At 43.5% G+C, this 21,634-nt stretch carries 19 protein-coding genes and 3 other annotated features; of the genes, 17 read left to right on the top strand and 2 right to left on the bottom strand.

Features of this window, described 5'->3' with window-relative positions; translation table 11 throughout:
• Nucleotides 1-582: 582 nt before the first annotated feature.
• The 4 genes from AC3ISB_RS22035 to AC3ISB_RS22020 all read left to right on the top strand — a co-directional run bounded on the left by AC3ISB_RS22035 (nt 583) and on the right by AC3ISB_RS22020 (nt 4,753).
• A complete protein-coding gene (locus tag AC3ISB_RS22035) occupies nt 583-1,968 on the top strand; it encodes a GntP family permease (RefSeq protein WP_098372478.1) in 1,386 nt (461 codons plus the stop codon).
• Between the two features lie 32 nt (nt 1,969-2,000).
• A complete protein-coding gene (locus AC3ISB_RS22030) occupies nt 2,001-2,696 on the top strand; it encodes a CoA transferase subunit A (RefSeq protein WP_489274307.1) in 696 nt (231 codons plus the stop codon).
• A 17-nt stretch (nt 2,697-2,713) separates the two neighbouring features.
• Nucleotides 2,714-3,361: a 3-oxoacid CoA-transferase subunit B gene (locus tag AC3ISB_RS22025; RefSeq protein ID WP_185150873.1), complete on the top strand. Its 648-nt coding sequence runs from the start codon at nt 2,714-2,716 to the stop codon at nt 3,359-3,361.
• Nucleotides 3,362-3,835: 474 nt separating this feature from the next.
• A complete protein-coding gene (locus AC3ISB_RS22020; protein ID WP_489274305.1) occupies nt 3,836-4,753 on the top strand; it encodes a peptidoglycan-binding protein in 918 nt (305 codons plus the stop codon).
• Between the two features lie 178 nt (nt 4,754-4,931).
• Here the strand turns inward: AC3ISB_RS22020 and AC3ISB_RS22015 are convergent, their stop codons facing one another.
• Nucleotides 4,932-5,444 carry a GNAT family N-acetyltransferase gene (locus AC3ISB_RS22015; protein ID WP_489276999.1) on the bottom strand — a complete coding sequence of 171 codons (513 nt, stop codon included), beginning with the start codon at nt 5,442-5,444 and terminating at the stop codon, nt 4,932-4,934.
• A 171-nt stretch (nt 5,445-5,615) separates the two neighbouring features.
• Here AC3ISB_RS22015 and AC3ISB_RS22010 point away from each other — a divergent pair, with 171 nt between their 5' ends.
• The 12 genes from AC3ISB_RS22010 (at nt 5,616) to AC3ISB_RS21955 (ending at nt 18,103) form a co-directional block, all read left to right on the top strand.
• The gene (locus tag AC3ISB_RS22010) at nt 5,616-7,097 is read left to right on the top strand and encodes a sigma-54 interaction domain-containing protein (RefSeq protein WP_260397921.1); all 1,482 of its coding nucleotides are present in this window, start codon (nt 5,616-5,618) and stop codon (nt 7,095-7,097) included.
• A gap of 260 nt (nt 7,098-7,357) precedes the next feature.
• Nucleotides 7,358-8,794, top strand: coding sequence for a lysine 2,3-aminomutase (gene kamA, locus AC3ISB_RS22005; protein ID WP_430097424.1), 1,437 nt, complete (start codon nt 7,358-7,360; stop codon nt 8,792-8,794).
• 2 nt (nt 8,795-8,796) lie between these two features.
• Nucleotides 8,797-9,063: a YokU family protein gene (locus AC3ISB_RS22000; protein WP_158226085.1), complete on the top strand. Its 267-nt coding sequence runs from the start codon at nt 8,797-8,799 to the stop codon at nt 9,061-9,063.
• Between the two features lie 65 nt (nt 9,064-9,128).
• Entirely contained in the window at nt 9,129-9,992 is an 864-nt protein-coding gene (ablB, locus tag AC3ISB_RS21995) for a putative beta-lysine N-acetyltransferase (protein WP_144528241.1), read from the top strand.
• A 13-nt stretch (nt 9,993-10,005) separates the two neighbouring features.
• Entirely contained in the window at nt 10,006-10,236 is a 231-nt protein-coding gene (locus AC3ISB_RS21990) for a ferredoxin (protein WP_061464616.1), read from the top strand.
• A gap of 70 nt (nt 10,237-10,306) precedes the next feature.
• Nucleotides 10,307-11,674, top strand: coding sequence for an aspartate aminotransferase family protein (locus tag AC3ISB_RS21985; protein ID WP_489274301.1), 1,368 nt, complete (start codon nt 10,307-10,309; stop codon nt 11,672-11,674).
• A gap of 10 nt (nt 11,675-11,684) precedes the next feature.
• Nucleotides 11,685-12,383, top strand: a complete 699-nt coding sequence (locus AC3ISB_RS21980) for a CoA transferase subunit A (RefSeq protein WP_489274299.1) — start codon at nt 11,685-11,687, stop codon at nt 12,381-12,383.
• Complete coding sequence (locus AC3ISB_RS21975) at nt 12,368-13,030, top strand: 3-oxoacid CoA-transferase subunit B (protein ID WP_141994547.1); 663 nt, start codon at nt 12,368-12,370, stop codon at nt 13,028-13,030. Before AC3ISB_RS21980 ends, AC3ISB_RS21975 begins: the two co-directional genes overlap by 16 nt.
• Before the next feature lie 19 nt (nt 13,031-13,049).
• Nucleotides 13,050-14,231, top strand: coding sequence for a thiolase family protein (locus tag AC3ISB_RS21970; RefSeq protein ID WP_489274297.1), 1,182 nt, complete (start codon nt 13,050-13,052; stop codon nt 14,229-14,231).
• Nucleotides 14,232-14,242: 11 nt separating this feature from the next.
• Nucleotides 14,243-15,568: a peptidase gene (locus tag AC3ISB_RS21965; protein WP_098372465.1), complete on the top strand. Its 1,326-nt coding sequence runs from the start codon at nt 14,243-14,245 to the stop codon at nt 15,566-15,568.
• Nucleotides 15,569-15,683: 115 nt separating this feature from the next.
• Nucleotides 15,684-17,147: an amino acid permease gene (locus tag AC3ISB_RS21960; RefSeq protein ID WP_480339705.1), complete on the top strand. Its 1,464-nt coding sequence runs from the start codon at nt 15,684-15,686 to the stop codon at nt 17,145-17,147.
• A 350-nt stretch (nt 17,148-17,497) separates the two neighbouring features.
• A complete protein-coding gene (locus AC3ISB_RS21955) occupies nt 17,498-18,103 on the top strand; it encodes a DUF7010 family protein (RefSeq protein ID WP_489274294.1) in 606 nt (201 codons plus the stop codon).
• 44 nt (nt 18,104-18,147) lie between these two features.
• Here the strand turns inward: AC3ISB_RS21955 and AC3ISB_RS21950 are convergent, their stop codons facing one another.
• Nucleotides 18,148-18,423, bottom strand: a complete 276-nt coding sequence (locus tag AC3ISB_RS21950; protein WP_098372463.1) for a hypothetical protein — start codon at nt 18,421-18,423, stop codon at nt 18,148-18,150.
• A gap of 121 nt (nt 18,424-18,544) precedes the next feature.
• Nucleotides 18,545-18,768 (top strand) — a binding site (T-box leader).
• Between the two features lie 30 nt (nt 18,769-18,798).
• Nucleotides 18,799-19,022: a binding site (T-box leader), on the top strand.
• A gap of 31 nt (nt 19,023-19,053) precedes the next feature.
• Nucleotides 19,054-19,275: a binding site (T-box leader), on the top strand.
• Between the two features lie 59 nt (nt 19,276-19,334).
• Between AC3ISB_RS21950 and thrS the strand changes: the two genes are divergently transcribed.
• Nucleotides 19,335-21,242, top strand: a complete 1,908-nt coding sequence (gene thrS / locus AC3ISB_RS21945; protein ID WP_489276998.1) for a threonine--tRNA ligase — start codon at nt 19,335-19,337, stop codon at nt 21,240-21,242.
• The last annotated feature ends 392 nt before the right edge of the window (nt 21,243-21,634 follow it).

Raw genomic sequence — 21,634 nt, 5'->3', positions numbered from 1 at the left:
GAGGAGGCTCCCGGGACCGCCCGCGGAAAGCGAGTACCTGAAGTGAACGTTTAAACAGCCCCTCCAAAAAAAACAGTAGGTACATTAGTGCATATTTTTCACTAGCAAATATTCGGGAGTGTTAGGAGATCCGTACATAAAATGAAAGGAAATATAAATGGTGTAAGAAAAGGTTTACACTTTTTTGAAGTTTATACGTATGTGTACTGAAACCTTGACAGTTTTAAGGGATTTTATTTATAAAAAGGGAAATAAAATGTTTGAAAAGGCATTAAAAGATGTGATTTTTCATTGTACTTAAGTTGGCACAATAATTGCATAATTACTTTAGTGAATGGCCTATCTGTCATTTTATATTGTGTTTCCACGTAAAATGAAAGGGGATTTCGTAATTCAGCAGATTGTTGAAAGCGTTCTCAATAATTGGAAACCACTGAGGAAGATCATTCAGCTTGACTTGGGGAAGGCAGGCTTGGATGGCAAAAGCGGAATAATTGAAAATATGGAATTTAGGAGATTAATAGTTTTACTTAAGGGCTTCCGAAATTATTTTGGGGCAAGGGGAGAAAAGGGGGAATTGAGTTGGTGATTCAAATTTTAGCCATTGTTGTGGCGCTGGGACTTTTAATCTTTTTAGCCTACCGGGGCTATCCGGTCATTATCATAGCGCCGATTGTTACTTTATTGGCGGTCATTCTATCCGGTGGGCATTTGCTGCCGAGTTATACAGAGACATATATGACGTTTGCGGCTAACTATATAAAAGCGTTTTTTCCGATATTTTTATTAGGGGCCGTATTTGGAAAAGTCATGGAGATGAGCGGTGCAGCTGCATCCATTGCCAAGACCATCGTAAAATCACTAGGCTCAAAGCAGGCCATTCTTGCTGTGGTGCTGGCGTGTTCGGCGCTGACATACGGCGGGGTTTCATTGTTTGTAGTGGCATTCGCCGTTTATCCATTTGCAGCGGCAATTTTTAAAGAAGCAGACATTCCAAAAAGATTATTGCCAGGAACGATAGCATTAGGCGCTTTCACTTATACGATGGATGCCCTTCCTGGAACACCTCAGATTCAAAATATCATTCCAACGAATTATTTCGGAACTGATACCTATGCAGCTCCAATAATGGGGATTATTGGCGCGATCATGGTATTCACTGGAGGAATGCTCTGGTTAGAGCGTCGCCGTAAACAAGCGTTGGCAAATGGTGAAGGCTACGGGGAAGGACATATTAATGAACCAGAAAGTGCAGAACAGCAAAACCTGCCTAACTTTTGGCTGTCCATCGTACCGCTCATCCTTGTCGTAGCGTTTAATTTTGCTTTCAGCCGGAGTGCCATTTCGGTTAAGCACTGGTATGATGCATCGATGTTGAAGGAAACTTTCAACATTGCCGATGTAAGCACAGTCACTTCATCATGGTCTTTGATTGTTGCATTGACAATCGGTATTATTGCAGCGATGCTTCTGAATGTTGGACGTATCAAGGTCAAATTGGCAAGTGGATTAACAGCTGCGGCAATGGGATCATTGCTTGCCATATTCAATACTGCATCTGAAGTTGGTTTCGGGAATGTGGTGAAAACTCTTCCTGGATTCTCGGTCATTCAAAACTGGGTGTTCGATGCAAGCGGCAATCCACTCGTATCCGAAGCTATCGCCGTCAATGTGCTGGCAGGGATTACCGGATCCGCGTCAGGTGGACTTTCGATTGCGTTAGAAGTAATGGGAAGTCACTATTTGCAGGTGGCTCAAAGTGTCGGAATCACCCCGGAAATGCTTCATCGAATTGCATCCATGGCATCTGGCGGAATGGATACGCTCCCTCATAATGGTGCCGTCATTACCTTGCTTGCCATTACTGGACTGACACATCGTCAATCTTACAAGGATATCTTTGCGATTACGGTTTTGAAAACAGTGACCGTGTTCATCATTGCTTTTGCAACTTCACTGTTTATTTAATAGAATAGTATTAAGAATGGAGATGATGGAAAATGAGTAAATTATTAACATCTTTTGATGGCGCTATTCAACAAATCGAGGATGGAGCAACCATTATCGTTGGCGGATTCGGATTAAGCGGAATACCAGAAAAACTAATCTTTGCTTTGCGTAACAAAGGTGTAAAGGATTTGACGATTGTCAGCAACAATTGTGGAGTCGACGATTGGGGTCTAGGTCTTTTGCTTGAAAATAAACAAATCAAAAAAATGATCGCTTCTTATGTAGGGGAAAATAAGTTATTTGAACAGCAATTTTTAAGTGGCGAGCTGGAGGTCGAGCTAGTTCCTCAAGGAACGCTGGCCGAGCGTTTAAGAGCGGGCGGAGCGGGAATTCCTGCCTTTTATACAGCTACAGGAGTAGGAACGGAAGTCGCAAAAGGTAAAGAACATAAAGAGTTTGATGGCCGCACATACATTATGGAAAAAGGAATAGTCGGAGATTTTGCCTTTGTAAAAGCCTGGAAAGCAGATCATTTCGGTAATCTTGTATATCGGAAAACGGCAAGGAATTTTAACCCTGTCGTTGCCACAGCAGGGAAAGTCACGCTTGTCGAAGTGGAGGAGCTCGTGGGCACAGGAGAGCTCGATCCAGATGAAATTCATACTTCAGGGGTTTATGTACAGAAAGTGCTTGTAGGAAATGATTATGAAAAACGAATTGAAAAACTTACAACTGCTAACGCATAAAAAGGAGGAGTATTCGAATGACTAGACAACTAATTTTAGAACGGGCCGTTAAAGAAATCCAAGATGGTATGTGTGTGAATTTAGGGATTGGAATGCCGACCTTGATTGCCAACATGATTCCAAATGACTTTAATGTCATGCTTCAATCGGAAAATGGCTTACTGGGAATCGGGCCTTATCCACAAAAGGATGAAGTCGATCCGGATTTGATTAATGCAGGAAAAGAAACAGTAACGGCAAAATCGGGGGCATCATTTTTTGATAGCGCTGAGTCGTTCGCGATGATTCGCGGCGGCCACATCGACCTGGCCATTTTAGGCGGGATGGAAGTTTCCGAGAATGGGGACTTGGCAAACTGGATGATTCCAGGGAAGATGGTAAAAGGAATGGGAGGGGCGATGGATCTCGTCCAAGGCGCAAAACGAATTGTTGTCATAATGGACCATGTGAACAAGCATGGGGAATCCAAAGTGAAAAAGAGCTGTACATTGCCATTGACGGGGGAAAAAGTCGTCCATTGCCTGATTACCGAACTGGCTGTTTTTCAATTTACAGAAGCTGGCATGGAATTGATTGAATTGCAAAATGGCGTAACACTTGATGAAGTGAAAAGTAAAACAGAGGCTGACTTTAAAATAAGCCCCTCTATTGAAATTAGAGCGTAAGTTAAAGAGATTAATAAAATAATTCATTAATAGACTACTTTCATTCGCAAAATGGGCGAACGGAAGCAGTCTATTTTTTTTGTCGTAAGGCTGTCATATGTTGGGGGTATTCTAACAGGGGGAGTTTATGCAGGATCGAAAAATGTCGTTTCAGATTATAGAACAAAGGGATTTTATCCAATTTTATAACTAAGTTGATTGGAACGGAAGGTGCGAGACTCCTGCGGGAAAAGCGTGTCCAAGGGAGACCCCGCAGCGCCGAGAAGGCTCCCGGACCGCAAGCGGAAAGCGAGTGCCTAAAACACTCGAAATTTACAGCCCCTCCAAAAACTGTAGGCTACAGTCTGAGACCGCAAAATGTGGTCTCTTTTATTTGGTTTAAAAATCAGCAATATGAAAATTTTCCATCCATGCTACTTTTCCATTAAAAAGGCTTATATAAAGCCTGATGGGAACTTAAAAGGAGGGATTACATTGACGGTAGCATTACGAACATTATTGGATCGATCAGTGAAAAAGATGGGCAAAGGGATGAATCCTGTGGTGAAGGCATCAGCATTGGAAATGGTGGAACGTGCTTATACTGAAGGAATCAATGTACAGATAAGTGCAGGCCATCGCTCTTTGGAAGAACAAGCTGCGCTTTATGGTCAAGGACGAGTTTACAGCTACAATGGAAAAAACTATAGCAATCTTGCTAAACCTATTGTGACGAACGCTAAACCAGGACAATCTTTTCATAATTATGGACTGGCCATTGATTTCTTCATTGTGAGTGATGATGGCAAGAGGGTGATATGGACAGTTAATTCAAAGTGGCAGCGCGTGGCTGCCATAGGTAAGGATTTAGGCTTTAAATGGGGCGGGGATTGGAGTTCATTCAAGGATTATCCCCACTTGGAGATGACAGGCGGGTTATCTTTTACACAGTTACAAGCAGGAAAAGAACCGCACCTTACCTTCAAACTAGAAAAAATGGAAATGCCGAAAACCAGCAAAGGAGATAGTCATATAATTTCGATACAAAAAACGTTAAATAGCCGATATAAAACGAATATTGAGGGTGATGGGTTTTATGGTCCCAAAACTCGATCGGCCCTTATAAAAGGTTTACAAACGGAGCTGAATAAGCAATACAATAAAAAGCTAGTTGTCGATGGGAAATGGGGACCTAAAACCAAGACTGCTGCCGTCACCATAAAAAAAGGCGCTAGCTGCAATATCACATGGATCTTGCAAGCAGCGCTCTATATGAAAGGATATAACCCTGGGCCCCTTGATGGAGAATTCGGAAAAAATACCGAGACGGCATTATTCAAATACCAAAAGGCATGTAAGGTTTCTGCTGATAAGCTTGCAGGTCAAGAAACATGGAATGAATTGCTTACTTGATAGAGAATCAGATCACTAAACATCTAATGTGAATGAGAAATGATGGCGGATAGGATGCCATCCGTCCAGCCATGGGAATAATTCGACTTTCCCGGGAAATAATTCACCTAAACCCAACATGATTCGACATAACCCGGAATAATCCTTCCTTCACAAATCCGCTATTCATCTAAAGAATTCATTCAAGTTCCAAGCACCAATCATTGCATCGCATAAAGCTTCCTGGCGGGTATTCGAATTCACATTCGGAGATGAGGTTGAATTTAAGCTTGCGGCAAATTGCGTTTGATGCAGAATTATTGATCGAAGGGAATGCGTGAATGTATTTGTATTTTCGTTCGGCTTTGATTTTCTCTATCATTGCCTTCACGGCATGAGATGCAATTCCTTTACCTTGATATGAAGAGAGGACGCTCCAACCGATTTCGTAAACATTTTCATCGTTCCACACTGTTTGCCAGTAGCCAACGGAACCGGCTGCCTCTGTCTCTCGAAACGTGTTGATGCTAAACATGCACCCCTTATCTCCAATCTGTAGGTACCGTTGATGGCGTTTCATGATTTGTTCATTACTTTCTGGTCCGCCAAGATGTTCCATCATTTCTGGGGCATTTAGTTGAAAAAGCAATTCAAGGTCTTTATCTTCCCACGGTTTAATTTCTATTTTAGTTTCTTTGCTTCGTTCTGAAATCCGACTCACCCCTAAATTTTATATTTTCTAATATAATCTTCTTGGCATAATGCGAGATTCCTTTTTTTGAACTTATTATTCTATTACTTTTGTATTGAAGTTTGATTTTAATAAGAATAAAGAGATGAATGTTTCCCATTAAATGCTATAATTTACAGGTGATTCTATCAGATGACAGAGAACGGAGATGAAGAAATGAAATCTTCAGTAAATCAGTTTTCCACTCAATTTGAATGGATATTGAATGTGATCAATGTGGGTGTCCATATTGTGAATAAAGATGGGGACACGGTATTTTACAATGAAATGATGGCACATATCGACGGGCTTGATCGTGAACATGTGCTGGGGGAAAATATTTTTCAGCTTTATCCTTCATTGACTGATGAATCCAGTACGCTGAATGTAGCATTGGAAAAAGGCAATGAAACGATTGAGTCCATTCAAACATATGTCAATTTAAAGGAGAAAAAAATAACGTCGATCAATAGTACGTATCCTTTGTATGAGGATGGTGAAATTATAGGGGCAGTGGAAATCGCAAAGGATATTACGAAGGTCATGAATATGTACGACCAAATTGTCGATTTACGTTCCCAGCTGGCCGAGACCCATAAGAAAAGTAAGTTCTCTGAAGGGACGGCGACCTATCATTTTAGTGATTTGATTGGTAACAGCCCTGCTTTTCAGCAAGCGATTTCATTGGCGAAAAAAGCGGCCCGTACCCATTCCCCAGTCATGATTTATGGACCTACCGGGACAGGGAAAGAACTGGTTGCGCAAAGTATACATAATGTAAGTGCTCAGCGAAATCAGCCTTTCATCGCGCAGAACTGTGCAGCTGTTCCAAAGGAATTGATGGAGGGGCTGCTGTTCGGCACGACGAAAGGGGCTTTTACAGGAGCTATGGATCGCATGGGCATTTTTGAACAGGCAAATGGCGGAACTCTTTTCCTTGATGAGCTGAATAGCCTCGACCTCGGTCTGCAGGCAAAATTACTGCGAGTGCTTCAGGAAGGTGAGGTGCGCCGTGTTGGAGGTTCGAAGGAGCAGAAGGTTAATGTGAAGATCATTGCTGCGATGAACATATCTCCAGAAGAGGCGTTGGAGCGGGGAATCATTCGCTCGGATTTATTTTTCCGCCTGAATGTCGTGACGATCCAAATGCCTTCTCTTTTGGAGCGTAAAACGGATATTCCGGAAATCGTCAATCACTTTATTCAAAAGTTCAACAAATCATTTTTTACCGAAGTGCGCGGGATCAGTCAAAAGGCGATGCAGCGGCTTCTTCAATATCAATGGCCAGGAAACATTCGTGAACTGGGACATGCCATCGAGTTGACCTTTAACGTCATGGACGCAGGGGAAGATATGATTGATGAACATCATCTTCCTGCTTATCTTTTCCCTTCAGGAAATTATGCTGCAGCAAATGCGCAGAGCCATCCTTCCCCATTGAAAAACAAGATTGATTTACCTGTCGTTCTTGAAGAAATGGAAAGGGAAATGATCATCAATATGTTCGAGAAATATAACGGAAATATCAGCAAAACGGCAGAAGCCCTCAATATTAAAAGACAGGGACTGCAATATAAGTTAAACAAGTACGGCATTGAAAAAGTTTATACGGCAGGATCGAAGGAATCAAAGTGAATGCAGGTTTTTTCACTTTCTTGATCATGTTGTAACGAAGAGGGCTCTTGTGTAAAGAGACCCTCTTTTTTGATTTTTTACTTGGCGCAAAGAATCTGGCTGCAAAAAATTATGCGTATTGAAAAATTTCTTGCGACTTTAAGCTCGGTTTGCCCCCTTTTGCCTATGTTTTCCTTGTTATTCATGTTGGCATCATTCTTGCGAGAGTATATATATAAGTTCTTACAATAAAGGGGGCATTTTAAATGAATTTGATGGGAATGGATGTAAAACATAAAGAATACCTAGGTGGACGCAGGCATTATAATGATATCGAATTGTGGAAGGATGTAACGGAAGAGCAGTGGAATGATTGGATCTGGCAATTGACCAATACGATTAAAACACTGGATGATCTGAAAAAGGTCGTCAACTTGACACCGGATGAAGAGGAAGGAGTCCGGATTTCGACTCAAACGATTCCGTTGAACATTACGCCTTATTATGCTTCATTGATGAATCCCGATGATCCTCGCTGTCCGATTCGTTTACAGTCGGTACCGCTTTCGGCAGAAATGAACAAGACTAGATATGATTTGGAGGATCCGCTGCATGAGGATGAGGATTCCCCTGTTCCAGGATTGACGCATCGATATCCGGATCGCGTTCTATTCCTTGTAACGAACCAATGCTCCATGTACTGCAGATATTGTACGCGACGCCGTTTTTCAGGTCAGGTTGGCATGGGTGTTCCCAAGAAGCAGCTTGACGGGGCGATTGAATATATCCGTAACACTCCTGAAGTGAGGGACGTGCTGATCTCTGGTGGAGACGGCCTGCTTATCAATGATAAGATCCTTGAATACGTATTGAGTAACTTACGTGCCATCCCGCATGTGGAAATCATTCGGATCGGAACACGTGCACCGGTCGTTTTCCCGCAGAGGATTACAGAAAATTTATGTAATATTCTGAAAAAGTATCATCCGATTTGGTTGAATACGCATTTCAATCATTCACTTGAACTGACGGATGAAGCGAAAAAAGCATGTGATATGCTGTCGATGGCAGGCGTGCCGCTTGGTAATCAGGCAGTCATCCTGGCTGGAATCAACGATAGTGTACATATCATGAAAAAGCTTATGCATGACTGTGTAAAAGCAAGGGTAAGACCTTATTACATTTATCAATGTGATCTATCTGAAGGGATTGGCCATTTCCGGGCGCCGGTTTCAAAAGGACTGGAAATCATTGAAGCGCTGCGCGGCCATACATCAGGATATGCAGTGCCGACCTTTGTGGTGGATGCTCCTGGCGGAGGCGGAAAGATTGCCCTGACTCCGAATTACCTTCTTTCGCAAAGTCCGGATAAAGTCGTTTTACGGAACTTTGAAGGAGTTATCACAAGCTATCCGGAGCCGAAGAATTATGTTGCCGGCAGTGCGGATGCTTACTTTGATGAAGTGTATGGTACTGAGGATAGGAAAGAAGCCGTCGGGATTTCAGCTCTGATGACGGACGAGAAATTCAATTTGGTGCCAGAGGGCCTTCGTCGTCTTGACAAGAGAAAAGCGTATGAAAGCACAGATGAACATGCTTCCTTGAAGGATCGCCGTGATAAACGGGATGAAATGAAGGAAAAATTAAGGTTATCCCAAGAAAAAAAGAACGCCATGGCCGTTAGTGGCTCTGTTAAATCTGAAGGCAAGGAGGAATGAAGATGGATTGCTTGTGGTGCAACACCCCGAACGTGGAAGAAAGTGAAAAGAAGGATTGTTACTGGATCATGCCTGACGGGAAACGCTCTATAAAAGTCCTTCAAGTTCCAGCCGTGAACTGTCCTGAGTGTGGAATCTATGTGTCTGATTCGATGAATCAAAAGGTGGATGAAGCCTTATCTATATATGATGTGAGTGAATATCCTGATGAGTTCACGTATGATCAGCTTCTTCAGGCACCTATCAAAAAATTATTCAATTGGAAATAGAATGCCGGGAGAAGCGGATGATATGCATCTCTTCTCCCGAATTCTTTAAATAAGGGGGGTACATAATGCCAGTTCAAAAGCTGCCTTTTTTCACCCAAGTGGAGACTGGGGATTGTTATACGATGGAACTCTATCATGATCATGCCAATCAGCGCTTACGCATGGATGATTATCGGGGAAATATCAAAAAAGCGATCGATCGGGCCCTTGCCATCGCAAAGGAGCAGGGCTTCACTAAAGTGATACTTAAAGCCAGAAATGAAGATCTATCAGCGGCATTGGGTCAAGGATTCATGCTGGAAGGCATATTGAGCAAGTATTTCAAAGGGAATGATGCTTATTGTATGGCCTTCTATTTAACGGATGAAAGGCGAACAAGCGACTTTTGGGTCAAGGAAGATAAAGTCATCCAAGATGTAAGCAGGATTCCTAGGGTGATGGAATCTCAGCAAATACCTGAGGATTATATCCTCCGGTTTGCTACGGTTGAAGATGCACAAGAGCTGGCGAAGTTATATGGTGCCATTTTTGAGACCTATCCTACACCGATGAATGATGAGCGATATATCAAGAAAGTGATGGAGGAAGGCACGATCTTTAGTGTTATCGAATATGAAGGAACCATCGTGAGTGCTGCATCCGCTGAAGTGAATGAGATGTATCACAATGCTGAATTAACGGACTGTGCAACGATTCCCCAACATCGAAAGCATGGTTTCATGAAGGTGCTCATCTCCGCATTGGAACAAGAATTGTTCAGGAAAAATATTTATTGCTCTTATTCATTAGCGCGATCATTGTCAATGGGCATGAACGCAGTCTTTCATCAGCTGGGATATGAATATGGAGGCAGATTAACGAAGAATTGCAATATTTGGGATAAGTATGAGGACATGAATATTTGGGGTAAAGATTTATCCGTCAAGTAGGAGGATTGTTTCTATGGCTAAATACACTTGGGTTGATAAAGAAACTTGTATTGCGTGCGGGGCATGCGGTTCAACAGGTCCTGAGATTTATGACTATGACGATCAAGGGATCGCTTTCGTCATCTTGGACGATAATCAGGGTATTGCCGAAGTTCCTGAAATCCTGCATGATGACATGCAAGATGCTATGGAAGGCTGCCCTACCGAATCCATCCTGATTCAGGATGAGCCTTTTAGTTGGTAAACTGGTTCTGGAAATTAATTGATTAATAGAATATTGCACAGTGGGTACGAACGTTAAAAGGAGAGATGACATGACACGCAATTATTTGATTAAGCCTACTTTAGATCATGACTATCCCACTATCTCTCATGGGAATGGAATTTATCTTTATGATATAGATGGAAATCAGTATATAGATGGATCATCAGGAGCGGTCACAGCAAGTATTGGCCATGGTGTAGTAGATGTTGTCGAGGCAATGACGGAGCAAGCCCGCAAAGTTTCTTTTGCATATAGGTCTCATTTTACGAGTGAAGCCGCAGAGGCATTGGCCAAAAAGCTAAGTGAGTTGGCTCCTGGGGATTTGAATTGGTCATTTTTCGTGAATAGTGGATCGGAAGCGACCGAAACGGCGATGAAAATCGCGATTCAACATTGGCAAGAAAAAGGGTTTGAGCGAAAAAATCGCATCGTCTCCAGGTGGACGAGTTATCACGGGATCACGATGGGCGCTTTATCGATGTCCGGCCATGTACCAAGAAGAAAGCGTTTTGTTCCGCTATTGGAGGATTTCCCTAGCATTTCGGCTCCCTACTGTTATCGCTGTCCTTATAATAATGAAACTTCCGGATGCAAGCTCCAGTGTGCAAATGAACTGGAGACAGCCATTCAAAGGGTTGGCTCCGAGAATATCGCCGCCTTCATCGCAGAACCGATAATCGGGGCATCCGCTGGTGCTGTAACACCGCCGGATGGCTACTATCAAAGGATTAAGGAAATCTGCGAAAACTATGACATTCTCTTTATCGCCGATGAGGTAATGACAGGAATCGGACGGACAGGAAAAATGTTCGCGATGGAACACTGGGGAGTCACTCCGGATATCATCGCATTGGGTAAAGGAATGAGTGCCGGCTATACTCCAATGGCAGCCACAATGGTTACTGACCGTGTCATAGAGCCCATTTTAAAAGGCTCGAAATCAATCATGGCTGGACACACATATAGTGCAAACCCTCTATCTGCGGCCGTTTCATTGGAAGTGCTTTCCTACATTGAGGGAAATGACCTGGTTCAGGCAGCAAAAGAGAAAGGTCAATATCTGTTTAAGAAGCTGCAAGGATTGGCTGAGAAATTCGACATCATTGGTGATGTAAGAGGGAAAGGGCTTCTCCTTGGGCTTGAGTTTGTCTCCAATCGAATTTCAAAAACGCCATTCGACTTGCAAATCGGCCTGACTACAAGGCTTGTCAATAAGGCTTTTGCTAAGGGGCTGTTGATCTATCCTGCTGCAGGTGCGATTGAAGGAATTGCTGGCGATGCGGTTATCATATCTCCGCCATTAATCATTACGAATGAAGAAATCGATACCCTCGTCAAGATACTGGAAGCTTCCCTCGAAGAGTTGCAGCAAGAATTGCACACGGAAGGTTTGATTGAGGACATGCAGGCTATTTAGGAGGAACGATATGAAGCAGGTCATTATGAAGAAAAACAAAATTGTGGCCATGGAAGAAGCATTAGAGCATATTTCCGATGGATGCACACTCATGTATGGCGGGTTTGGCGGAGTGGGGACTCCTCCGACACTCGTACAGGGTATCCTTGACAAGGGCGTCAAGGAATTGACCTTGATTGGCAATGATACTGGATTCCCTGACATCGGCATTGGACGGCTTGTGACTGCTGAAAGGGCAAAGAAAGTGATCGCCTCGCATATCGGTTCTAATCCTAATGCCGGCAGGCTCATGACTGAAGGAAAGCTGCAAGTAGAATTTTCACCGCAAGGTACATTAGCCGAACGGATTCGTGCTGGCGGTGTAGGCTTAGGCGGGATTTTTGTCGATGTCGGGATTGGTACGATAGCCGAAGAAGGCAAGGACAAGATGGTGATAGAAGGAAAAGAATACTTGGTGGAAACCGCTTTGACGGCTGAAGTCAGCATCGTCCATGCCAAAAAGGCAGATTCGCTGGGGAATTTAGTGTACGACAAGACTGCATGTAACTTCAATCCGCTGGTAGCGATGGCTGGAACCTTCACGATTGCGGAAGTGGAGGAAATCGTTCCTGTAGGCGAATTGGATCCTGAATGTATTGCCACACCAGGCATTTATGTAGATATGGTGATTCCGACAAAAGGGGTGAATTGGAAATGGGCATGGCAGTAGATGTACGAAATCGCATCGCGAAACGCGCCGCCAAGGAAATCCATGACGGATTGATCGTCAATTTAGGCATCGGCATCCCTACCTTGGTGGCCGACCATATTCCTCAAGATATCCATGTGCTGTTCCATGCGGAAAACGGAGTTCTCGGTACGGGGCCAAGCCCTGATCCCGGGCAAGAAGATCCTGCCCTCTGTAATGCGGGAGGGTTCCCGATCACCACTGTAATGGGAGCTTCATATTTTGATAGTGCAACAGCATTTGGAATGATCAGGAAAGGATACATCGACATCACCATCCTTGGAGCCCTGGAAGTCAGTGAAAAAGGGGATTTGGCGAATTGGATCGTCCCAGGAAAGCGGGTGCCGGGTATGGGCGGGGCAATGGAGCTTGCCCAGAAAGCCAAAAAGGTGATCGTCCTGATGAATCATGTGAATAAGCAGGGTGAATCGAAGATATTGAAGGCATGCACGCTTCCATTGACGGCAAGGCAGAGTGTGGATTTAATCATTACGGATATGGCTGTCATGGAGGTTACAGAAGCGGGGTTGGTGCTGAAGGAAGTCATGGCGCCATATACCGTGGATGATGTGATAAGGAATACAGAGGCGACATTGAAAATCCATGCTGCTGTCAACACCATTGAATAGGTAAGAGGAGGAAAAAAGCATGAATGAGGTTGTCATCGTTGCTGGAGCGCGAACTGCAGTTGGATCCTTTGGCAAATCACTACGGAATGTTAAAGCTACCGAATTGGGCCGTCAAGTATTGGAAGGTTTAATGGATAATTCCGGGTTAGGTAAAGAGAAGGTAAATGAAGTGATTTTCGGACATGGCTATGTCCACGGAGGCGGACTTAACTCGGCCCGTATTTCGTCGCAGATGGCTTGTTTCCCACACAGTGTCCCAGGCCACGTTGTAATCAAAGCATGTGGATCAGGTTTAAAGGCCATTACCACTGCTGCTTTAACTATCGCTGCTGGTCAAGAAGACGTAATCATTGCCGGCGGAGTGGAGAGCATGAGCAATGTGCCTTATATCGTGAAAAATAGATGGGGCGGTAAATTTGGAAACGTAACGATGGAGGATGCTCTGCTGGCAGATGGATTAATATGTTCCTTGGGAAATGAGCATATGGGAATAACTGCCGAGCGCTTGGCTGAAAAATACGGTATCCGTCGTGAAGAACAGGATCAATTTGCTTATCAAAGCCACAAGAAGGCTTGGAAAGCTATAGTAGAGGGTCGCTTTGATAGAGAAATTATTTCGCTTAAAATCAAGGATCGAAAAGGACTTCAAATCTTCAACCATGACGAAGGGGTACGCGAGGACATTCATCTAGATCAACTAGCCAGTCTTCCAGCAGTATTCAAAAATGAAGGAACCATTACGGCAGGAAATGCCTGTCCTATGAATGATGGAGCTGCAGCTGTACTATTAATGTCAAAGCAGCAAGCAGAAGAAAAGGGATTAAAACCGCTCTTGAAAATAAAGGCTTTCGCCAGTGCAGGAGTTGAACCTGGAGTTATGGGGATTGGACCCGTACCAGCGACTCGAAAAGCATTGGCAAAAGCAGGTCTATCTTTAGAGGATATCGGACTGATTGAACTTAATGAAGCCTTTGCTGCCCAAGCACTTGCAGTGATCAAGGAGTTAGATTTGAATCAGGATATTGTCAATGTCAATGGAGGGGCAATTGCACTTGGTCACCCTGTAGGAGCAACAGGTGCAAAATTGACAGTCACACTGATGCATGAAATGTTGCGTTCACAAGTTAAGTATGGAATGGTAACGTTGTGTATGGCAGGTGGGATGGGACTTTCAGTAATCTATGAGAATATGTGTAATTAAGGAGGATAAATGTGCCGGATATAAAAAAACGGATAAACCAATGGATCAAGGATCATCGGGAAGAAGGAACAACCCTATTGCAAAAAATGGTTCAAGCCCCAAGTACGCAAGGAAATGAAGCAGGGGCACAGGCCATCGTCGCCCAAAAGCTGCAGGAAATGGGTTTGCAGATCGATAGTTGGGAACCTGACGGCGGCGAGCTGAAAAAGCATTCTTATTTCTATTCTCCACGCAGTGAATTTTCCAACAGCCCCAATGTGGTAGGTATCATGAAAGGGACTGGAGGCGGACGTTCCATCATTTTGAACGGACACATCGATGTGGTTCCGGATGGGGACCGGGAGCAGTGGGACGACGACCCTTATAGTGGAGCGATTAAAAATGGAAGAATGTTTGGTCGCGGTGTAACCGATATGAAGGGTGGAAATGTATCGCTAATCCTTGCGATGCAGGCATTGAAGGAAAATGGCATCCAATTAAAAGGAGATGTCATTTTTCAAAGTGTGATTGAAGAAGAAAGCGGTGGGGCCGGAACCTTGGCGGCCGTCCTGAGGGGATATAAAGCAGATGCCGCCCTGATCCCTGAACCGACGAATATGAGGATCTTCCCGAAACAGCAGGGTTCGATGTGGTTCCGAATCCATGTTAAAGGACGGTCAGCCCATGGCGGAACAAGGTATGAAGGCGTTAGTGCGATTGAAAAAAGCATGACTGTCATCAATCATATTCGTGCCTTGGAAGAAAAGCGAAATGCACGTATCAGTGATCCGCTTTATCAGAACACGCCTATTCCGATTCCAATCAATCTAGGTGTCATTGAAGGCGGTAATTGGCCGTCATCCGTCCCTGACCTTGTGAAAATCGAAGGAAGGATGGGCGTTGCGCCGGAGGAAACGATGGAGCAGGCGAAGGATGAAATGGCGGCCTGGTTATTACAGCTGGGGGAAGTGGACCAATGGTTCAAGGAAAACCCGCCCGTATTGGAATGGTTCGGGGCACGCTGGGTTCCAGGAGCAATTGATGTAGAGCATGAACTGATGAATGCGCTTGTTCATCAATATCGGCAAGTTGCCGGACAGGACCCTGTCATTGAAGCCTCCCCTTGGGGAACGGATGGGGGATTGCTGACACATGTCGGTGAAACGCCTGCAATCGTTTTCGGGCCAGGAGTAACCGAGGTTGCACACTATCCAAATGAATACATCCTGCTCGACAACGTGTTCTCAACAGCCGAAATCATTGCCCTTACATTAATTCAATGGTGTGGAATGGAGCCTGAGCAAGATGGGGTCACCCAGGCCGGGAATAGGGAGACGATACCAGGCAATGGCAATTAAACTGGATAGTATCCCAGCAAGTGAAGCGAACTATTAAGACTTTCACAAAGCGGTTGTTAAAAACTCTTTTATTTCTTGAACTTTTAACTTTAAAAGAAAATGAGGTAGGAACCATATGGACATGAATCTCATTGATAATCAAGAACCGACAGTTAAAAGGAAACTGAAAGCAAGGCATATGACCATGATTGCCATTGGCGGTTCAATAGGAACCGGATTATTCCTGGCAAGCGGGGCAACCATCCAGAGCGCAGGGCCCGGCGGTGCCCTTGCTGCCTATGCCTGCATTGGAATCATGGTTTATTTCCTTATGACGAGCTTAGGGGAAATGGCGACATATATGCCTGTGTCGGGATCATTTTCCACCTACGCCACACGCTTTGTTGATCCCGCATTCGGCTTTGCACTTGGCTGGAATTATTGGTTTAACTGGGCAGTCACCCTTGCCGTGGAAATAGCTGCTGCAGCCATCATCATGAAATTCTGGCTCCCTGATGTACCCAGCCTTATATGGAGTGCATTATTTCTTGGAATCGTCTTCACCCTCAACGCCCTATCCATTAAAAGCTATGGTGAATCTGAATATTGGTTTGCCTTAATAAAAGTCATTGCCATCATTTGCTTCATCATTATTGGTTTATTGACCATATTTGGGGTTTTTGGCGGAAAGGTGATCGGATTTGAAAACTTCACCATGGACGAGGCACCATTCAAGGGAGGATTTTTATCGATCATCTCAATCTTTCTTATCGCGGGATTTTCTTTTCAAGGCACGGAACTGGTTGGTATTGCTGCCGGGGAAAGTGAGAATCCCGAAAAAAATGTTCCGAATGCGATCCGCCAAGTATTTTGGCGCATCCTATTGTTTTACATCGGAGCCATCCTGATACTCGGCCTCTTGATTCCATATACAAGTCCAAGTTTGCTGAACGGGGATGTCAAAAACATTTCTGTAAGCCCTTTCACACTTGTCTTTGAACGGGCAGGACTGGCATTCGCGGCATCCGTCATGAATGCGGTCGTATTGACTTCCTTACTATCCGCAGGGAACTCGGGACTATATGCATCAACGCGGATGTTATGGTCGATGGCGAAAGATAAACAAGCTCCCCAATTCCTCGCCAAAGTCAATCGCAGGGGAATCCCGATGAATGCTTTGATTCTAACGGCATTAATTGGCGGGCTCGCCTTCTTGACATCCATTTTTGGGGACCATGTATTTACATGGCTATTGAATGCATCCGGGCTAACCGGCTTCATCGCCTGGATTGGTATTGCAATTAGCCATTATCGCTTTAGACGTGCATATGTTGCACAGGGCGGTGATCTGAACGAATTGAAATATAAAGCAAAATGGTTTCCGCTCGGTCCGATCCTATCATTCGTCCTTTGCATGGGTGTCATTGCAGGGCAGAACTATCAAGCATTCCTAAGCGGCAGCATCGACTGGTATGGCGTCGCCGTCTCCTATATCGGATTACCGATATTTCTGGCGATCTGGTTAGGATACAAGATTTATCACAAGACCAAATTAATATCATTAAAAGATTGTCAATTTGATAAATCAGATGTGGCTTGATATGAATAGATAAAATCCTGAGATCCCTTTGGGGACTCAGGTTTTTTTTATGGACTTTAATTAGACGATATCGGACGAAAATCCAGTTATATCTCCGAAAATAGGATTATATCGACGAAAACGGCAATTATATCGTCGAAAGTAGAAATATATCGACGAAATTCCAGTTATATCTCCGAAAATAGAGATATATCGACGAAAATCCAGTTATATCGACTAAAGCGGCAATTTTCTATTAAAATTCGCATCATGGTAATTTTTTCAATAAACCATTTTTTATAACTGAATAATTGGGGAAGGTGTGCAATACTATTAATCTATGTACTTTTATTACTGTGGATGAAAGGAAAATGAGGATGAAAGAGGCTTATCGCGGTTCTGGAATTGGAGTCATTTTCATGGCGGTCTTCGGTACACTGTGGGCAGGTACTGGTATAATGGGATTGCAGGGGTGGGGGGTTCCCTACGTGGAACTCGCAGCCATAATCGTAGGAATCATAATGGTTATCGAAGGCATTTCATTAATTCATGCATCACAAAAAATGTCCAATCAAGTTTCAGAAAATGGGGCTAGGCGTCTGAAGCGTATCGGATTTTTGTTTAATATGGTCTTCATTGCCGAAGCGGTGCTGATTGGGATTGCCATTGCCGTCTGTAACTTGATCAATCAGACCGATCTTATACCGGGAGTCATCGCCATTATTGTAGGGATTCATTTTTTACCTTTGGCGTCACTTTTCCAAATCAAGGTTTACTATGCAACAGGAGTGCTTCTCTGTTTATTGGCGCTTATCACATTGCTTATTGTGCCAGATACTGTCATGTTTGGGGAGCATCAAATCCTTGCACCGTTATCATTGCTCGGCTTTGGATGCGCGCTAATTCTTTGGTCCACTGGACTTGCGCTATGGCTTAGATTAAAGAAATCAAATCGAACGATAGCCGATGAAGATTGAACCAATCAAAAAACCCGTCATGGCAAACGGGTTTTTCATTTTGATTAATTTTTCATCCAGGTCAAGAGCCTGACAATTTGAAATGGTTCATTCCAAACGAGAATGAAACTTAAAAGAAAGAATGCAGCCACAGCCAAAAATTTCGACTTTCCTTTTTCATTTTTATACATGGCCCCGAAACTGCATAACATACCAATAACTAACGCACCGAATCCCGAAATCATAAGCTGCTCGGAGGCTTTTGGTAAAGCAAGGGAACAGCAAAATGATAGTGTACCAATCACTGCAAATACGATAGACCAATTGCTTAAACGTTTCATAGAGACTCCTTTTTTACTAATTATACCAATTCGGTGTTTGCAATGAAATTAAAAAATTTGAGGTTGTCACTTATGGGAATATATTGTAATATATATAACAATATAAAAATCCATTTTCATTTTAGAAGCATTGATAAGGACATGAATCATTTTTACGGTCTTCAGAGAGGGAAGAGAAGCTGCGAACTTCCTGGCTTAGGAAAATGTTTTACCGCCTTTGAGCCATATCGGTGAACAAGAGTAACTGATATCGTCTAAGCTGCGTTACAAGCTCCAGAGCCATGAGTGTTTCTTGCTTATGGGAAATTGGGTGGAATCACGGGTATAAACGCACTCGTCCCTTACTTAGGGATGGGTGCGTTTTTTATTATTATAATTATTGCCATGATAAGGACATGAATCATTTTTACGGTCTTCAGAGAGGGAAGGGCAGCTGCGAACTTCCTGGCTTAGGGAACTGATTTACCGCCTTTGAGCTATATCGGTGAACAAGAGTAACTGATATCGTCTAAGCTGCGTTACAAGCTCCAGAGCCATGAGTGTTTCTTGCTTATGGGAAATTGGGTGGAATCACGGGTATAAACGCACTCGTCCCTTACTTAGGGATGGGTGCGTTTTTTTATATATAAAAATATTGCCATGATAAGGACATGAATCATTTTTACGGTCTTCAGAGAGGGAAGAGAAGCTGCGAACTTCCTGGCTTAGGAAAATGTTTTACCGCCTTTGAGCTATATCGGTGAACAAAAGTAACTGATATCGTCTAAGCTGCGTTACAAGCTCCAGAGCCATGAGTGTTTCTTGCTTATGGGAAATTGGGTGGAACCACGGGTAAACGCACTCGTCCCTTACTTAGGGATGGGTGCGTTTTTTATTACTTAAAAAGGGGTGTTTATGTGATGGGTGAAAAAATGATTAAAGTTCAATTCCCGGATGGGCAGCAAAAGGAATATCCGCAAGGGATGACAGTGGAAAGTGTGGCAGGGTCCATCAGTTCAAGTTTAAGGAAAAAGGCAGTAGCAGGAAAACTGGATAAGCAACTGGTTGATCTAAGTCACAAGCTGAATGATGATGCAGAACTATCGATTTTGACTCTGGATTCGGATGAAGGATTACAAGTATTACGACATACATCGGCGCATGTTTTGGCGCAGGCAGTGAAAAGATTGTACCAAAATGTGGAATTAGGAATGGGGCCAGTCGTGGAAGATGGTTTTTACTATGATTTTAAGTTAGACCATCCTTTGAGCCCAGAAGATCTACAAGCTATTGAAAAAGAGATGGAACATATCATAAGTGAAAATCTGGAAATCAAAAGGATCGAAGTGACTTATGAAGAAGCTGTGAAGTTATTCGAGGGCAGAGGGGAGTCATTCAAGTTGGATATAGCAAAGAACATCCCTAATGGTCAAAAATTAACGCTCTATCAACAGGGGGAATTCGTCGATCTTTGCAGAGGGCCGCACCTTCCATCCACATCATTTGTAAAATCGTTCAAATTGACTCGTGTATCTGGTGCCTATTGGCGGGGAGACAATCAAAATGAAGTTCTTCAAAGGGTGTATGGCGTGGCATTCCGAAAGAAAAAGGATCTACAGGAATACTTTGAATTCCTGGAAGAAGCAGCCAAACGTGATCACCGTAAATTAGGGAAGCAGTTGGAGTTATTCATGTTTTCGGAGGAAGCCCCTGGAATGCCGTTTTATTTACCGAAAGGGCAAATCGTTAGAAATGAATTGGAGAAATTCTCGCGGGAGCTTCAGACTGAAGCTGATTACGACGAAGTTCGGACTCCTTTCATGATGAACCAGCGGTTATGGGAACAATCGGGTCACTGGGATCATTACCATGAGAATATGTACTTCACTGAGGTGGATCAAACAAAATTCGCGATGAAGCCAATGAACTGTCCGGGTCATATGCTTATTTTCAAAAACAGTCTTTATTCTTACAGGGATTTGCCAATCCGGATGGCCGAATTCGGTCAAGTCCACCGTCATGAATATAGCGGTGCATTGAACGGGATGCTGCGGGTCCGTACATTTTGTCAGGATGATGCCCACATCTATGTTCGGCAGGATCAAATCGAAAGCGAAATTAAACAAGTGTTTCATCTGATTGATAAGGTGTATCGCACTTTTGGATTCGAGTATTCCGTGGAGCTCTCGACGCGTCCAGAGGATTCAATGGGCGATGATTCCCTTTGGGAAGCTTCTGAAACAGCCTTGAAAAATGTTCTGGAAAGCATCGGGATACATTATCAAGTAAATGAAGGGGACGGAGCATTTTATGGACCGAAAATTGATTTTCATATTAAAGATGCATTAAAACGAAGCCACCAATGTGCAACAATCCAGCTTGATTTTCAAATGCCCGACAAATTTGATCTGAATTACATCGATGAAAATAATGAAAAAGTTCGTCCGGTCGTCATTCATCGTGCCATTTTTGGATCGATCGATCGTTTTTTTGGAATTCTGATAGAACACTTTGCCGGTGCTTTTCCGGCATGGCTTGCCCCGGTGCAAGTACAGATCATCCCTGTCTCACAAGTTCATTTGAATTATTGTTTAAAGGTTCAAAAAGAACTGAAGAATCAAGGCATAAGAGTGAAAATTGATGATCGGAATGAAAAGCTGGGGTATAAAGTCAGGGAAGCACAGTTGGGAAAAATCCCATATATGCTGATTCTTGGAGATAAAGAAGAGAAAGAAAATGAAGTGAATGTCCGGAAATACGGGGAACAAGAAGTTGAAAATGTCGCAATAGAAACGTTCATCAAGAAAATGGCCCAGCAAATAAAAGAACGCAGCATCTAACAAGAACGCAGCCTAATCCGGAACTCACGAGTAAATGCACGAAACTCACGAGTAAATGCACGAAACTCACGAGTAAATGCACGAAACTCACGAGTAAATGCGCGAAACTCACGAGTAAATGCTCCTTAGATAATGTTTGGATAAAAAAAGACAGCCGAATAAATCCGGCTGTCTTTTTTCTATCTACAAATCCATACCCAGCCAACGCCCGGAATGAACTGCTGGAAACAGTTACGACCCGGGCTGCCGTGCCCGCCGCCAGGGCAGGTTAATCCTAGGTATTGTAATCCAACTATATCTGTATGATGAACTTCATTTGGAATGCCACCTTCAAGTATCTGTGCCATACCAGTAGCATTATTTCCCCATTAAAATAAAGGTGTGCAAGGTGT

It is taken from the genome of Peribacillus sp. GL_122 (assembly GCF_057835005.1).
Note: the sequence above shows the minus strand (reverse complement) of the source record. Positions and strands in the feature narration are given on the sequence as shown.